Below are 14,604 nucleotides of genomic sequence, written 5' to 3' on the forward strand. Positions count from 1 at the left end.
GCAGCCGCCTCCTTCCGCCCCGGTCCCGCATGCACATGCACCTGCTTGGCATGCAACGCCTCGCCGCATTCCGAGCACACCATCACGGGATCGAACAGCTTGCCGCAGGTCTTGTGCTCGTGCAGCAGCGGCCGGCCGCGCTCGTCGCCCATATGGGTGTCGCCCCAATGCACCATCGCCATGATGATCGGGTAGAGGTCGAGGCCTTTTTGCGTGAGGATGTACTCGTAGCGCTTGGGCGCCTCGGAATAGGGGACGCGGCGCAGGATGCCGAAGCGCACCAGCTTCTTCAGCCGTTCCGAGAGCAGGTGCCGCGTGATCTGCAGTGAGGACTGGAATCCCTCGAACCGGCGCACCCGCAGGAAACATTCGCGCAGGATCAGCAGCGTCCAGCGGTCGCCGACCACAGCAATGGTGCGGGAGAGCGAGCACTGCTCTTCGTCCAACGTGTCCCACTTCATGATCGGTCTCCGGCTCGGGCCTGGTCAGTCAGAAAAAGGAACTGACTTGAATGGTCGAGACAATTTCGAGATGAAGCTAGCATTTCGTCCGGAGGTTTGACAGTTCTATTTTAGAACTATAGCCTCCATCTCAATCACACAGCGCTCTCACCGGAGGAGGCGACCTTGCCCAAGCGAAACGCGACAGCCGCCGTGATCGGGGCCGGCGATTTCATCGGCTCCGAGATCGCCAAGAAGTTTGCAGCCGAGGGGTTCACGGTCTTCGCCGGCCGCCGCAACGGCGACAAGCTGGCGCCGCTGGTCAAGGACATCGAGGCCGCCGGCGGCGAGATCCATGCCCGTTCGCTCGATGCGCGCAAGGAGGAGGAGATCATCTCGTTCCTCAACGACGCCGACAAGCATGCCCCGCTCGAGGTCTGCATCTTCAACGTCGGCGCCAACGTCAATTTCCCTGTTCTCGACACCACCGAGCGCGTGTTCCGCAAGGTGTGGGAGATGGCCTGCTACTCCGGCTTCCTCGCGGGCCGGGAAGCGGCGCGGCTGATGCTGCCGCGTGGCGGCGGCAACATCTTCTTCACCGGCGCAACAGCGTCCTTGCGCGGCGGCAGCGGCTTTGCCGCTTTCGCCAGCGCCAAGTTCGGTTTGCGCGCGGTGGCGCAGGCGATGGCGCGCGAGCTCGGGCCGAAGCAAATTCATGTCGCCCATCTCATCATCGATTCCGGCGTCGACACCGAATGGGTGCGGCAGCGCCGGCTCGAGGCGCTCGGGCCGAATGCACTGGACAATCCCGATCTCCTGATGCCGCCGTCCTCGGTCGCGGATGCCTACTGGCAGCTCTACCAGCAGCCCAGGAGCGCCTGGACCTTCGAAATGGAGATCCGTCCCTTCGGAGAGAAATGGTGACCGCGGCGCAGAAGTCCGGCTAGACTGAATCCAGCTCAAGCAAAATTCCGGGGAGGTATTTAAGTGAAGACCGCGATCACCGAACTGTTCGGCATCGAGCATCCCATCATCCAGGGCGGCATGCATTTCGTCGGCTTTGCGGAGCTTGCCGCTGCCGTCTCCAATGCCGGCGGGCTCGGCATCATCACGGGTCTGACGCAGAAGACGCCGGAGCTGCTCGCCAAGGAGATCGCGCGCTGCCGCGACATGACCGACAAGCCGTTCGGCGTGAACCTCACCTTCCTGCCGACCTTCGCGGCGCCGCCTTATCCCGAATACATCGCGGCCATCGTCGAAGGTGGCATCAAGGCGGTGGAGACCGCGGGCCGCAGCCCCGAGGCCTACATGCCGGCGCTGAAGGCCGCAGGCATCAAGGTCATCCACAAATGCACCTCGGTGCGCCACTCGCTGAAGGCCGAGCGCATCGGCTGCGACGCCGTCAGCGTCGACGGCTTCGAGTGTGGCGGCCATCCCGGCGAGGACGACATCCCCAACATGATCCTGCTGCCGCGCGCGGCGGAGGAATTGAAGATCCCGTTCGTCGCCTCCGGCGGCATGGCCGACGGCCGCAGCCTGGTCGCGGCGCTGTCGCTGGGCGCGGCCGGCATGAACATGGGCACGCGCTTCATCGCCACCAAGGAAGCGCCTGTGCATCAGAACGTGAAGAACGCGCTGGTCGCGGCCACCGAGCTCGATACCCGCCTGATCATGCGCTCCTTGCGCAACACCGAGCGCGTGCTGCGGAACGCCAATGTCGATCGCCTCATCGAGATCGAGCGCGAGAAGGGCGACAAGCTGAAGATCGACGACATCCACGACCAGGTGGCGGGCGTCTATCCCAGGATCATGCTGGAGGGCCAGATGGACGCCGGCGCCTGGAGCTGCGGCATGGTCGCCGGGCTGATCCACGACATCCCCTCCTGCAAGGAACTGATCGACCGGATCATGGCCGAGGCGGAGCAGATCATCCGCAGTCGCCTGATGGGGTTCCTGGATGGGACGGCGACGCCGCGAAAGGTCGCCTGACACCGCCAAACTTCTTAACCAACGCGGGAACTGACCGCTGGAATTGCGCGCGACGCCTCCTAAATAGGGATAAAATAGTCCTTTCAAAATCAATTTCAGGAGGCGTCCGTGGTCCTGAAGAGCGTTCATTTTGCAGTTGCCGTTGCCCTCGTGCTCGCAGCGGGCGGCGTCGCGCGCGCTGACGACTACAAGCCAGACGAATATCTCGGTCTCGATCTCTCCAAGGCGGTACTGTCGCCGAAGCGGCTCGGGCCCGAGACGCAGTTCGCACCCATCGCGCTCGAAGCGCGCGGCGGCAATGAGGCGCAGGCACGCGCGGAGCCGGTCGACGTGCCGAAGAAGGTTGCGGCCGAACGTGTTCGCGCGGCCGAGCCGAAGGTTGCGCATGCCAAGCCCGCCCAGCCGCGCGGGGTGGCCCGCACCAAGCTCGCGCATCGCCACGGCAATCCGCTGGACGCGCAGGCGATGGACACCCGTATCCAGACCTGGCCGTGCCGCAGCGGCGGCATCTGCAACTGGAAGCACTAGGTACTTCGCCTCTCCCCGCGTGCGGGGAGAGGCCGGAATCCGCGCGGAGCGTGGATTCCGGGTGAGGGGGACTCTCCGCGAGTCCAATGCTCACCGTCTCCGCGGAGAGTCCCCCTCACCCCAACCCTCTCCCCGCAAGCGGGGCGAGGGGGCAGACCTGCATCGCGGCTGCGCTATTCGCGCTTGATGCCCCGTCATCCCGACGTCGCAAAACCGTAGGCGCGGGGTCAAGAAACCGTCAGGTTAGCCGTCAAGCAGCGCAGGCACCTTCCGTCGCGATTCGACGAAGGTCTCCTGAATGGCAATGCTCCGCGCTTCCAGCGCATGGACCCGGCGGCAATTCCTGGTCCGTTCGACTTCGAGCCTGGCATTTGCCTCGCTTGGCACGCTCGCAACCCCGTATCTCAGCCGCGCAGCAGATCGTCCGCAGGTCGCAGGCGGCATCCAGTCCGGCGACATCTGCGACGGCTCCGCAATGGTCTGGGCACGCGCGGACCGTCCCGCGCGGATGCAGGTGGAATGCTCCACCGTCGAGAGCTTCAAGACCATCATCGCGTCGGCTTCGCACGACGCGCTGCCGGACGCCGATTTCACGGCGAAGCTGCAGCTGAACGACCTGCCGTCCGGGCAGGATATCTTCTATCGCGTCCGCTTCGACGACATCGCAACCGGCCTTCGCGGCGAGAGTCGTGTCGGCCATTTTCGCACGGCGCCGGCCGTGGGCCGGTCGATTTCCTTCGTGTGGTCCGGTGATGTCGCGGGGCAGGGCTGGGGCATCGACGTCGCGCGCGGCGGCTATCGCAGCTATCGCACCATGCTCGACAACCGCCCGGACTTCTTCATCCATTCCGGCGATCACATCTACGCCGACTGCACGATTCCCGCCGAGCAGAAGCTGGCGAACGGCGAGACCTGGCGCAACCTCGTGACCGAGGAAAAGTGCGAGGTCGCGCACACGCTGGCCCAGTTCCGCGGCAACTACAAATACAACCATCTCGACGAACATTTTCGCGCCTTCCATGCGGAGGTGCCGATGTTCGCGCAATGGGACGATCACGAGGTCAGCAACGACTGGTCACCGACCGGCACTTTCGACGACGCCGGCCATGAGGATGACGGCACCCCGCGCCTGGTCGCGCGCGCCCGCCGCGCCTTCTTCGACTTCATGCCGATCCGCGATATCGGCGCGCGGCAGGGCCGGGTCTATCGCAAGATCGCCTATGGTCCGCTCTTGGACGTCTTCATGATCGACATGCGCAGCTATCGCGACGACAGCTGGAACAAGGGCGGCGACCATCGCGGCTGGATCCTCGGCGCCGAGCAGCTCGCCTGGCTGAAGCGCGAGCTCGCCGCCTCGCGCGCGACCTGGAAAGTGATTGCGGCTGACCTGCCGATCGGCCTGGTCAGCCTGGATGCCGTCGCGCTCGGCGACGGGCGGCCCGACCGTCGCGAGCACGAGATCGCCGACCTGCTCAGCTCCATCAAGCGCTCAGGCGTGCGCAACGTCGTCTGGCTCACCGCCGACATGCACTACACCGCCGCGCATTATTACGATCCGAACCGGGCGCAATTTCAGGATTTCGAGCCGTTCTGGGAATTCGTCTCCGGCCCACTGCATGCCGGCAGCTGGGGCCCGGGCGAGCTCGACAATACGTTTGGTCCGGTCGCGATGTACCAGAACGGCTGCAGCGCGGCGCAGGGCGAGAATTTGGCGCCCTGCTTCGGATTGCAGTTCTTTGGCCGCGTCGACATCGACGGCGAAAGTGGCGTGATGACGGTGACCTTGAAGGACGTCGACAATCGCGACCTCTGGTCCGTCGACATCGTGCCGCAGCGGCAGACCCGTCCCGCTGTGGTCGCGCAGCATTCGTGAGGGGGCGTACGACGCCTTGCCGCGTCGTCATGCCCGGGCTTGTCCCGGGCATCCACGTTCTTCGTGCCGCGGAGCAGGGCGTGGACGGCCGGGACAGGCCCGGCCATGACGGCGGGATGCATCGCGCGCACCTAACCCGTTCTTGATTGGCCGCCTCCCGCCGCCCTCGCTATACTCGGCGCTCCCGCCACCTCTTTTCCATCACCGAAGAGTCTGTTCCCCGCGGCCCCGCCGCGCGACCGGCAGGATGCAATATGTCAGGAGCCTGTTCATGGACAATCTGAAGACACAGGGCATCAGCATGCCCAAGCTCGGCCTCGGTACCTTCCGCATGCAGGGCGATGCCTGCCGCGCCGCGGTCGAGAGTGCGCTGTCGATCGGCTACCGCCACATCGACACGGCCGAGATGTACGCCAATGAGGAGCCGATCGGTTCAGCCATCGCCGCGTCCCGCCTGCCGCGGAACGAGCTGCACGTCACGACCAAGGTCTGGCACGAGAATCTCAATCGCGATGCGATTCGCCGCGCCTTCGACAACAGCCTCAACAAGCTCAGGCTCGACCACGTCGACCTCTATCTCGTGCACTGGCCCTCGACATCGGCGAACTGGGGCGCGGTGTTCGAGACCTTGATGAAGCTGAAGGAAGAGGGCCGCACCCGCGCCATCGGCGTTGCGAACTTCACCACGGCGCTGCTCAAGATCGCGGTCGAGGACATCGGGGCGCCGATCGCCTGCAACCAGATCGAATATCATGCGATGCTCGATCAATCGAAGGTGCTGGCTTATCTCAAGGCGAAATCGATCCCGCTCGTCGCGTATTGTCCGCTGGCGCAGGGGCGCGTTGCCTCGGATGCGGTGCTGGCCGAGATCGGCGCCAGGCATGGTGCGACCGCTGCGCAAGTGGCGCTGAAATGGCTGCTCGACCAGGATGGCGTTGCCGCGATTCCGAAGGCCTCGCGCCGCGAGAGCCAGCAGGCCAATCTCGATGCGCTGAAGATCACGCTCGACGATGCCGACCGCCGGAAGATCGCCGCGCTGCCGAAGGATCGCCGCTGCGTCAATCCGGGCTTCGCGCCGGCGTGGGACTAGCGGGCCAAGGCAACCGCTGTTGCCCCTCTCCCCTTGCGGGAGAGGGTGGCTCGCCGCGATAGCGGCGAGACGGGTGAGGGGTTCTATCCGCGTGCGGATCTCTTGCGTGAGAGTCTGCTGAAGCAACCCCTCATCCGGCGCTTCGCGCCACCTTCTCCCACAAGGGGAGAAGGAAGAAAACCAAAGAAAATGGCCCCGTGAGGGGCCATTTCCATATGCGTTGTCAGTTAGTCCCAGTGGCGATGGCTGCGCTTGATCACCACAACCCGGTCGCGATGGTGGCCGCGATGCCAGCCGTAGTCGCGATGCCCACGGAATTCGGCGCGGGCGCCGTACGGGCCGTGATGATGGTGATAGCCGCCGTGCTTGATCACCACGGTTTCCGCGCTCGCCAGCGTCGGCGCCGCGATCACGAGCGCACCCAGGGCCGCAACCACATAACCAAGCTTCTTCATGATGTCCTCCTCCAACTCGAATGCACATTTAAACCGCGCATTCATGCGAACGTTCCGCAAGGATCACAGGAGAATTCTGAACAGCTGTTCAGCTGGTTAATCGCAGCGCTGTTGTGTCGGCGTCGGCGCGCCCGTCGCGACATACTTGCCGTCCTTGATCGTGTACTCGCCGCGCTCGCTGCGATTGTAGATCGCGCGCAAGCTGCCGTCCTTCGCCAGTTGCAGCCCGAACTCGCGGGTCTGATGCAGCGACGGAAAATACACCATCACATTGAGCAGGCGCTCGGCGCTCACCGTGGCGGACACGACCTCGTTCTCGTCCTTGGCGTCGCCGAAATTGCGTCGGTACATCACCCGACCGTCCTTCCGGATTTCGTAAGTGAGGAGCGCCCCCTTGTCGCGGTCGGGCCGGGCCGCGCAGTCGACCGCCCATGAGCCGAGCAGGCCCCATTGCTCGACCGTCGCAGCCAGCGTCTCGGCACCGGCCCTGGGGCAGATCGCCGCCCACAGTATCGCAGCCGCGATCCAGCGGCCCAAACCACGTGTCATGTCCCTAAAGAACCCCGCCTCGAAGAATTCCAATGTAGCATCCCGCCCGCATCCGTCCATGGTCGCCCCCGATCGCTCGCGAATTTGATCCGCGTCAATGAGGGCGGTCCTTTCCGGGGTAGGATGGCGTTTCCCGAAAGCGAACCTGGATAGAGCAATGCTGAATCAAGTCATGGATTTTGCGGGCGAAGTGCTGCCGGGGAGCTGCGCCGTGCCGCCGTATTCCGAGACCGAGTTTCTGAGCGAGCTGGGTGATCGCCTGCGGTCCTCGCGCATGCGTTGCGACCTGTCGCGCCGCGAGCTGGCCCGCCGTTCCGGGATTTCCGAGCGCTATATCGCCCAGATCGAGGCCGGCAAGGGCAACGTCTCGATCGTGCTTCTGCTGAGGTTGGCCTCCGCAATCCACGGCAGCCAGCCCCAGGCGGCCTGACGCTTCGAGGTGACCGTCATGGGGCAGCTCGTCCTCGCCGCCAAGGTCACCCACGTTCCATCACTGATGCTGTCGGAGCTATCAGGTAGCCCGTTACGCGATGCGCGCGCGCCGGCAGTCAGCTCCCTGCGGGAGCTCGGCCGGCGGGCGAGAGAGCGCGGCGTCACCTGCTTCGTGGTGTTCGACACCCACTGGCTCTCCAATTTCGGCTACCACATCAACGCGAATGCGCGGCATCGCGGCTCGTTTACGAGCCACGAGGCGCCGCAGATGATCCAGGATCTGCGCTACGACCTGCCGGGTGACACGCGCCTCGCCGAAGCCATCGCTGCCCGGGCCGGGGACGCCGGCCTGAACGTGATCGCCCATCAGGTGGCCAGCCTCGGGCTCGAATACGGCACGATCGTGCCGATGCACTACATGAATCCGGACGGTTTCGCGAAGGTCGTCTCGGTCGCCTCGCCGCTGTTCACCTCGTTCGAGGAGAGCCGGCTTCTCGGTGAGGCAACCCGCCGGGCGATCGACGAATCCGGTGAGCGGGTCGCGATCCTCGCCAGCGGTTCGCTCTCACATCGGCTCTGGCCGAACAAGAAGCTCGGCCCCGAGGCCTGGACGTCGGTCGCCAGCGAGTTCAACCGCCAGGTCGATCTGCGCGTGCTCGAGCTGTGGCAGAGCCGCCGCTACCGCGAATTTCTCGACATGCTTCCGGACTACGCCACCAAGTGCAACGGCGAAGGCGGCATGGCCGACACCATCATGCTGTTCGCCGCGCTCGGCTGGTACGACTACCGGGGTGCCGCCGAGCAGCTCTGTGATTACTTTCCGTCGTCCGGGAGCGGCCAGGTCAACGTGGAGTTTCACGTCGAGGCGTGAGGCAAGTGGCCTCAGGCCCGCTTCTCCACGTTGGCGCTGCGGGCCGGCACGCCGAACTCCTTGCGGCAGACCTCCGCCAGCACGGCGACGCCCTCGCGGATCTGCTGATGCGTCGGACTTGCAAAGCACAGCCGCAGGCGCGAGCTGGAATGGCTCTTGTTGGTCGACCATTCCGGCCCCGGATTGATCGAGACGCCCGCCGCGAGCGCGGCCTGATACAGCTTCAACGTGTCGACCTGGTCGGGCAGCTTGACCCAGAGGAAGATGCCACCCTTGGGCTCCTCGAATTCGGCCGCCGTGCCGAACTGCTCGTTCAACGCCTCCATCAACGTGTCGAGCTTGGTGCGCAGCGCCTTGGTCAGCGCCGGCACATGGCTTTCGAAATGCGGCTTGCAATAGGCGGCGAGCACCATCTGCTCCAGCGCGCCGGAGCCGGCATCGGTCTTCAGCGCCAGCATCCGCGACATCACCTCCCAGGGCGCCACGATGAAGCCGACGCGCAAGGCCGGTGCGATCGATTTCGAGAACGAGCCGATATGGATCACGCCGCCGCTCTCGCTCATGGCGTGGATCGCCGGCGGCCGCTGCCCCGACCAGACGAGGTCGGCATAGCAATCGTCCTCGAAGATCGGCACACCGTACTCGGTCGCGAGCCGCACCAGCTCGGCGCGGCGGCTCTCGGGCATGATGCTGCCGGTCGGGTTCTGCACGGTCGGGATCGTGTAGATGTATTTGGGACGGATGCCGCGGCTCTTCAGGTCGGCCAGTGTGGCGGCCAGCGCGTCCATGCGCATGCCGTCCTTGTCGAGGGGGACGCCGACCACATTGACGCCGAGCCGCGCCAGGCGGGTCAGCGAGCCCTGATAGCTGTCCTGCTCGAAGATCACGGTGTCGCCGCGCGTCAGCAGCGTCGCGTTGACGAGGTCGAGTGCCTGGAGCGAGCCCGAGACGATCAGGAGATCGTCGACGGTGCAGCTGATGCCGGCATCACGCTTGAGTTTCGTCACCAGGAATTCACGCAGGGGAAGATAGCCCTGCGGCCCATGCGCCAGCCCGTAAGTGGCGAGCGAGCGGCCCTCGCGCCGCAGCACCGCATTGGTCGCTTCGATCAGCTCGTCGAGCGGCACCTGTTCGGAATCATTGTTGCCGCCGACGAAGCTGTATTTGGCAAGGCCCGTCCAGCGCGCGGAAGGGGCCGGCAGCCCTGCTGGAAACAGGGGCGCGAAATCGAAGCTGGACGTCATGGGGCGTTCCTCGTTTTGTTCTTGTTGAGCGGCCGGCGTTGCGCCGGGCCACCTTACTTCTTGCCGGCCGTCCGGGTCGGACGTCCCTGGCTGATGAAAGCGTAATGCGCATTGGCGACGCCGCCAACCATCAGCGCCTCGACCACGGGCTCGGCGATCTCGCCGGTCGCGGCCCAGTCGACCAGGAAATTGGCCCCGGTCCCGCCGCGCACGTCGTCGGTCGGGATGAAGATCGAGACGGTGGCCAGCGGCTTCAGCGCCACCTGGCCTTTCAGGTAGGTCTCGACCTGCTTGCCTGCGGTGTCGAAATAGGCGATGCGTTTGATCACCAGCGGCTGGGTCTCGGAGGCGTTGTGAACACTCAGGGTCACCGAGAAGTCGACGCGCAGCTTGCCCTGGCTCATCGCCACGCTGGAGTAAGCCGGCACGTAGAAGCCGCCGGAGACGACGAGTTCCTCCTTTGGCATTGCGGTGAGGGAATCGGCAAAGTTCTGTTCAATATTGACCTTGGATTGTGCGGCCGCGGGCACGGCAAAGGCGAGGGGGCATAGCAGCATTGCTGCGAGCAGGCTTCTTTGCATGTGACGAATTGCTCGCTTGCCGCGCCGCAACCTGTCTCTAGGGTGCGGCAAAACGGACCAATTTGGCATGCACGAGCTCATTCGCGACATCACTCTCTGTATTCTGTTTGCCTGGATGCTGGGCCTGCTCGCCCATTTCTCCCGGCAACCGCTGATCCTGGCCTATCTTATCGCCGGCTTTTGCATAGGTCCATTCGGCGCCGGCTGGGTCCATTCGCAGGAATCGATCGGCGTCATTTCCGAGCTCGGCCTGATCTTCATGCTGTTCATGATCGGCCTGGAGATCGACCTGAAGAAGATCGTGCGGGCGGGGAAGGTGATCCTGTTCGCGGCGGGCGGCCAGCTGCTCGGCGGCTGCCTGCTCGGGGTGCTGTTCTTCGTCGGCATCGGCCTGTCGCTCGGCGGCGGACACTTCGATGCGGTCTATCTCTGCGTCGCCTGCGCGCTGTCCAGCACCGTCATCATCGTCAAGGTGCTCTACGAGAAGCGCGAGCTCGACACGCTGCCGGGCCGCATCACGCTCGGCGTGCTGGTGTTGCAGGACATCTTCGCCATCCTGTTCCTGGCGGTGCAGCCGAGCCTTGCCAATCTGCAGGCCAGCGTCATTCTGCTCTCGATCGGCCGGGTCGCGGTGCTGGTCGCCGCCGCTCTGCTGGTCAGCCGCTATGTGCTGCCGCGCCTGTTTCACCAGATCGCGCGCCGCCCCGAGCTGATCCTGCTCGGCGCGCTGGCCTGGTGCTTCCTCGTCGCCGAGACCGCCGAGCGGCTGTCGCTGTCGCGCGAAATGGGCGCGTTGATCGCCGGCGTCTCGCTCTCGACCTTTCCCTACGCGCTCGACGTCACCGCCAAGGTCACCACGCTGCGCGACTTCTTCATCACCCTGTTCTTCGTCGCGCTCGGCATGACCATTCCCGTCCCTGGCCTCTCCGTGATCGGGCTGGCGCTGATGATCGCGGCGTTCACGGTGGTCAGCCGTCTCGTCACCACCTTCACGCCGCTCTATCTGATGAAGCAGGGCCTGCGCGCCAGCCTGTTGCCGGCGCTGAACCTCGCGCAGATCTCGGAGTTCTCGCTGGTGGTGATCCAGACCGGCGTCAACGATCACCATATCGCAGCCCAGAGCGCGAACGCCGCCTCCTTCGCCTTCGTGGTGCTGGCCGTGCTCTCGACCTTCGCGATGAGTCGCAGCGACGAGATCACCCGCTGGGCGATCGGCCCCCTGAAGCGGATCGGCCTGCGCGACCTCGACCACGGCAGTGGCCACGGCGAGGAGGGGCACGAGGGCGGCCATGGCGAGGCCCGCCGCATCGTCATCCTCGGCTTCTTCCGTGCGGCGAGCGCGCTGCTGGCCGAGATCGAGCGGCAGGCGCCGGTGCTGCTCGAGCAGATCACCGTGATCGATTTCAACCCCAATGTGTACCAGACGTTGCTGTCGCGCGGCCTGCACGTGATCTATGGCGACATCAGCAGCGCCGATACGCTGCTCCATGCCGGCGTCGGCAAGTCCGAGATGATCATCCTCAGCGTGCCGGATGCGTTATTGAAGGGCGCCAGCAACGAGAAGCTGGTCCGCCACGTCCGCACCCTGAATCCGACCGCCATGATCGTGGCCACGGCCGACCTGCTGTCGGACGTGGACGAGCTCTATGCGGCCGGCGCCAGCTACGTCACCGTGACCAGGCTCAGCGACGCTCATGAGCTGTTTACCGTGATCGAGGCCGCGCAGGCCGGCCTGCTCGCCGACAAGCGCGCCGAGCTCGATCAGCGGCTCGGCGAGCGTCGCGAAGTGTTGCCCTGAGGGTGGTCGGCCTTCCCGCCCGGCTGTCTGCACCTATATCCCTGGTATCTTCGGTGCAAGCCTGTCTACCTTGGCAGGCCTGCCGGTTGGCATATGCGGTTGCGTCCAGGACACTAGCGCCCCGGCCCAAGTCCGGCTAAGCCTCCCGCCCATAACCGTTAGAGATTGGGACATGCCCGATAGCGTTCAGGAAGTCTTGCAGGCCTTTGCCCGGGGTGAGCTCGTGGTCGTCACCGACGACGAGGATCGCGAGGGCGAGGGCGATCTGATCGTCGCCGCCTCGCTCTGCACCGCCGAGAAGATGGCGTTCATCATCCGTCACACCTCCGGCATCGTCTGCGCGCCCGTGACCACCGAGGACGCGCGCCGCCTGCGGCTCGATCCGATGGTGGCCCACAACGATTCCGCGCACACCACCGCCTTCACGGTGTCGATCGACTACAAGCCCGATGGCGGCACCGGCATCTCGGCCGAGGAGCGCGCCTCGTGCTGCCGCGCGCTGGCCAATCCGAATGTCGGCGCCAACGATTTTGCCCGGCCCGGGCACATCTTCCCGCTGATCGCCAAGGACGGCGGCGTGCTCTTGCGCTCCGGCCATACCGAGGCCGCCGTCGACCTCTGCAAGCTCTCCGGCCTGCCGCCGGTCGGCGTCATCAGCGAGCTGATGAACGACGACGGCAGCGTGATGAAGGGCGAGCAGGTCGCGCAGTTCGCGGCCAGGCACAAGCTGAAGCACGTCACCATCGCGGACATGATCGCCTACCGCCAGGCGCGCGAGAAGCTGATCGAGCGGGTCTCGACCTTCGTCACCGAAAGCCCGATCGGACCCTTGCAGGGCTATGCCTACCGCTCGCCGTTCGATTCCATCGCCCACGTCGCGTTCGTCTATAACGGCGTCGGCGACGGCAAGAACGTGCTGACGCGCTTCCACAAGCCGAACATCGTCAAGGACATCTTCACCGGCCACAAGCGCATGGCGGCCGTGCTGGAGCATTTCAAGAAGTCGGGCCGGGGCGTGCTGGTCTATTTGCGCGACGGCGCGGCCGGCGTTCCGGTCGCGGCGCTGCCGGACGAGACGCAGACCGAGGCCGACCGCAACCGCCAGTGGCGCGAGGTCGGCGTCGGCGCGCAGATCCTGCGCGATCTCGGCGTCACCTCGATCCGGCATCTCACCTCCTCGGTGCACGACTACAAGGGCCTGTCGGGCTTCGGCATCGAGATCGTCGCCAACGAGCAGCTCGAGAGTTAGCGCTGTCATTCGGGGAGGCGCCATGCGTGGCCCCCGGGATTCACGCAGATCCATCGATCTGCATCGCAATTGCACTTGTTGCCGCGGCGCTTTAGTTTGTCGGGCAATTTCTGACGGAACCAGACGAAAGGACGTTTCATGAGCGTGCGCCCTCAGGCCAAGGACAAGCCGGCTGCGGCTTCTTTCCAGTGGGACGATCCGTTCCTGCTCGACGAGCAGCTGACCGAAGACGAGCGCATGGTGCGCGACACCGCCCGTGCCTACGCCCAGGACAAGCTGCTGCCGCGCGTCACCAAGGCTTATCTCGAAGAGAAGACCGACCGCGAGATCTTCAACGAGATGGGTGAGCTCGGCCTGATCGGCATCACGCTGCCCGAGGAATATGGCTGCGCCAATGCGAGCTACGTCGCCTATGGCCTCGTCGCGCGCGAGATCGAGCGGGTCGATTCCGGCTATCGCTCGATGAACTCGGTGCAGTCCTCGCTGGTGATGTATCCGATCTACGCCTATGGCGACGAGAACCAGCGCAAGAAGTATCTGCCCAAGCTCGCCAGCGGCGAGTGGGTCGGCTGCTTCGGCCTGACCGAGCCCGACGCCGGCTCCGATCCGGCCGGCATGAAGACCCGCGCCGAGAAGGTGTCGGACGGCTATCGCCTCACCGGCAGCAAGATGTGGATCTCGAACGCGCCGATCGCCGACGTGTTCGTGGTCTGGGCCAAGTCGGCCGCCCACGACAACCAGATCCGCGGCTTCGTGCTGGAGAAGGGCATGAAGGGCCTGTCTGCCCCGAAGATCGGCGGCAAGCTGTCGCTTCGCGCCTCCATCACCGGCGAGGTCGTGATGGACGGCGTCGTCGTCCCCGAGGACGCGCTGCTGCCCAACGTCTCCGGCCTGAAGGGCCCGTTCGGCTGCCTCAACCGCGCCCGCTACGGCATCTCCTGGGGCGCGATGGGCGCCGCCGAGGACTGCATGCACCGCGCCCGCCAGTACACGCTCGACCGCAAGCAGTTCGGCAAGCCGCTGGCCGCCACCCAGCTGGTGCAGAAGAAGCTCGCCGACATGGAGACCGAGATCGCGCTCGGCCTGCAGGGCTCGCTGCGCGTCGGCCGCCTGATGGACGAAGGCAAGTTCGCGCCCGAGATGATCTCGATCATGAAGCGCAACAATTGCGGCAAGGCCCTGGACATCGCCCGCGTCGCCCGCGACATGCACGGCGGCAACGGCATCTCGGCCGAGTACCACGTGATGCGCCACGTCCATAACCTCGAGACCGTCAACACCTACGAGGGCACCCACGACGTCCACGCCCTGATCCTCGGCCGCGCCATCACGGGGATCCAGGCGTTTTTCTGAGCGGCTACGCGTTGGACGTCTGAGGCACGAGAACTCTCCAACTGCGTGATGGAAGGGCAAAAGCGCGAAGCGCGTCTTCGCGCTGGATGTCCGGCCATCCACGTCTCAAGCCACGCGAAGAACGTGGATGCCCGGCACAAGGCCGGGCATGA

Annotated in this window: 15 protein-coding genes; 10 read left to right on the top strand and 5 right to left on the bottom strand. The window is 65.2% G+C overall.

Going from position 1 to position 14,604, the window contains the following annotated elements:
• Positions 1-461: winged helix-turn-helix transcriptional regulator (locus TSA1_RS34845; protein WP_100181507.1), on the bottom strand; the 461-nt coding region annotated here is incomplete at its 3' end.
• 165 nt (positions 462-626) lie between these two features.
• Here TSA1_RS34845 and TSA1_RS34850 point away from each other — a divergent pair.
• The 5 genes from TSA1_RS34850 (at position 627) to TSA1_RS34870 (ending at position 5,920) form a co-directional block, all read left to right on the top strand.
• Positions 627-1,364, top strand: coding sequence for an SDR family oxidoreductase (locus TSA1_RS34850; protein WP_100180264.1), 738 nt, complete (start codon positions 627-629; stop codon positions 1,362-1,364).
• A 63-nt stretch (positions 1,365-1,427) separates the two neighbouring features.
• The gene (locus TSA1_RS34855; protein WP_100180265.1) at positions 1,428-2,429 is read left to right on the top strand and encodes an NAD(P)H-dependent flavin oxidoreductase; all 1,002 of its coding nucleotides are present in this window, start codon (positions 1,428-1,430) and stop codon (positions 2,427-2,429) included.
• Positions 2,430-2,537: 108 nt separating this feature from the next.
• Positions 2,538-2,957, top strand: a complete 420-nt coding sequence (locus tag TSA1_RS34860; RefSeq protein WP_100180266.1) for a hypothetical protein — start codon at positions 2,538-2,540, stop codon at positions 2,955-2,957.
• A 298-nt stretch (positions 2,958-3,255) separates the two neighbouring features.
• Positions 3,256-4,830: an alkaline phosphatase D family protein gene (locus TSA1_RS34865; protein ID WP_100180267.1), complete on the top strand. Its 1,575-nt coding sequence runs from the start codon at positions 3,256-3,258 to the stop codon at positions 4,828-4,830.
• A gap of 271 nt (positions 4,831-5,101) precedes the next feature.
• Positions 5,102-5,920, top strand: a complete 819-nt coding sequence (locus TSA1_RS34870) for an aldo/keto reductase (RefSeq protein ID WP_100181508.1) — start codon at positions 5,102-5,104, stop codon at positions 5,918-5,920.
• Positions 5,921-6,147: 227 nt separating this feature from the next.
• Here TSA1_RS34870 and TSA1_RS34875 read toward each other — a convergent pair whose 3' ends face one another.
• Positions 6,148-6,375: a hypothetical protein gene (locus TSA1_RS34875; protein ID WP_100181509.1), complete on the bottom strand. Its 228-nt coding sequence runs from the start codon at positions 6,373-6,375 to the stop codon at positions 6,148-6,150.
• Positions 6,376-6,471: 96 nt separating this feature from the next.
• Positions 6,472-6,924, bottom strand: a complete 453-nt coding sequence (locus TSA1_RS34880; protein WP_174719209.1) for a hypothetical protein — start codon at positions 6,922-6,924, stop codon at positions 6,472-6,474.
• A 157-nt stretch (positions 6,925-7,081) separates the two neighbouring features.
• Between TSA1_RS34880 and TSA1_RS34885 the strand changes: the two genes are divergently transcribed.
• Complete coding sequence (locus TSA1_RS34885; protein WP_174719210.1) at positions 7,082-7,354, top strand: helix-turn-helix domain-containing protein; 273 nt, start codon at positions 7,082-7,084, stop codon at positions 7,352-7,354.
• A gap of 18 nt (positions 7,355-7,372) precedes the next feature.
• Complete coding sequence (gene hpaD, locus TSA1_RS34890) at positions 7,373-8,227, top strand: 3,4-dihydroxyphenylacetate 2,3-dioxygenase (protein WP_100180270.1); 855 nt, start codon at positions 7,373-7,375, stop codon at positions 8,225-8,227.
• 11 nt (positions 8,228-8,238) lie between these two features.
• On the opposite strand, the gene TSA1_RS34895 is transcribed toward hpaD, so the two are convergent.
• Together TSA1_RS34895 and TSA1_RS34900 are read right to left on the bottom strand one after the other, a co-directional pair.
• The gene (locus TSA1_RS34895; protein WP_100180271.1) at positions 8,239-9,471 is read right to left on the bottom strand and encodes an aminotransferase-like domain-containing protein; all 1,233 of its coding nucleotides are present in this window, start codon (positions 9,469-9,471) and stop codon (positions 8,239-8,241) included.
• 53 nt (positions 9,472-9,524) lie between these two features.
• Positions 9,525-10,052: a DUF3124 domain-containing protein gene (locus tag TSA1_RS34900; RefSeq protein ID WP_347338561.1), complete on the bottom strand. Its 528-nt coding sequence runs from the start codon at positions 10,050-10,052 to the stop codon at positions 9,525-9,527.
• Between the two features lie 67 nt (positions 10,053-10,119).
• Between TSA1_RS34900 and TSA1_RS34905 the strand changes: the two genes are divergently transcribed.
• The 3 genes from TSA1_RS34905 to TSA1_RS34915 all read left to right on the top strand — a co-directional run bounded on the left by TSA1_RS34905 (position 10,120) and on the right by TSA1_RS34915 (position 14,452).
• Positions 10,120-11,850 carry a cation:proton antiporter gene (locus TSA1_RS34905; protein WP_100180273.1) on the top strand — a complete coding sequence of 577 codons (1,731 nt, stop codon included), beginning with the start codon at positions 10,120-10,122 and terminating at the stop codon, positions 11,848-11,850.
• A 172-nt stretch (positions 11,851-12,022) separates the two neighbouring features.
• Complete coding sequence (gene ribB / locus TSA1_RS34910) at positions 12,023-13,099, top strand: 3,4-dihydroxy-2-butanone-4-phosphate synthase (protein ID WP_100180274.1); 1,077 nt, start codon at positions 12,023-12,025, stop codon at positions 13,097-13,099.
• Positions 13,100-13,237: 138 nt separating this feature from the next.
• Complete coding sequence (locus TSA1_RS34915) at positions 13,238-14,452, top strand: acyl-CoA dehydrogenase (protein ID WP_100180275.1); 1,215 nt, start codon at positions 13,238-13,240, stop codon at positions 14,450-14,452.
• The last annotated feature ends 152 nt before the right edge of the window (positions 14,453-14,604 follow it).

This window comes from Bradyrhizobium nitroreducens, assembly GCF_002776695.1.
GTDB classification, from domain to species: domain Bacteria; phylum Pseudomonadota; class Alphaproteobacteria; order Rhizobiales; family Xanthobacteraceae; genus Bradyrhizobium; species Bradyrhizobium nitroreducens.

Coding starts and splice junctions, on each gene's coding strand:
- TSA1_RS34865 (WP_100180267.1), top strand. CDS start 3,256: ATGGCAATGCTCCGCGCTTCCAGCGCATGGACCCGGCGGCAATTCCTG.
- hpaD (WP_100180270.1), top strand. CDS start 7,373: ATGGGGCAGCTCGTCCTCGCCGCCAAGGTCACCCACGTTCCATCACTG.
- TSA1_RS34875 (WP_100181509.1), bottom strand. CDS start 6,375: ATGAAGAAGCTTGGTTATGTGGTTGCGGCCCTGGGTGCGCTCGTGATC.
- ribB (WP_100180274.1), top strand. CDS start 12,023: ATGCCCGATAGCGTTCAGGAAGTCTTGCAGGCCTTTGCCCGGGGTGAG.
- TSA1_RS34885 (WP_174719210.1), top strand. CDS start 7,082: ATGCTGAATCAAGTCATGGATTTTGCGGGCGAAGTGCTGCCGGGGAGC.
- TSA1_RS34905 (WP_100180273.1), top strand. CDS start 10,120: ATGCACGAGCTCATTCGCGACATCACTCTCTGTATTCTGTTTGCCTGG.
- TSA1_RS34895 (WP_100180271.1), bottom strand. CDS start 9,471: ATGACGTCCAGCTTCGATTTCGCGCCCCTGTTTCCAGCAGGGCTGCCG.
- TSA1_RS34870 (WP_100181508.1), top strand. CDS start 5,102: ATGGACAATCTGAAGACACAGGGCATCAGCATGCCCAAGCTCGGCCTC.
- TSA1_RS34915 (WP_100180275.1), top strand. CDS start 13,238: ATGAGCGTGCGCCCTCAGGCCAAGGACAAGCCGGCTGCGGCTTCTTTC.
- TSA1_RS34900 (WP_347338561.1), bottom strand. CDS start 10,052: ATGCAAAGAAGCCTGCTCGCAGCAATGCTGCTATGCCCCCTCGCCTTT.
- TSA1_RS34880 (WP_174719209.1), bottom strand. CDS start 6,924: ATGACACGTGGTTTGGGCCGCTGGATCGCGGCTGCGATACTGTGGGCG.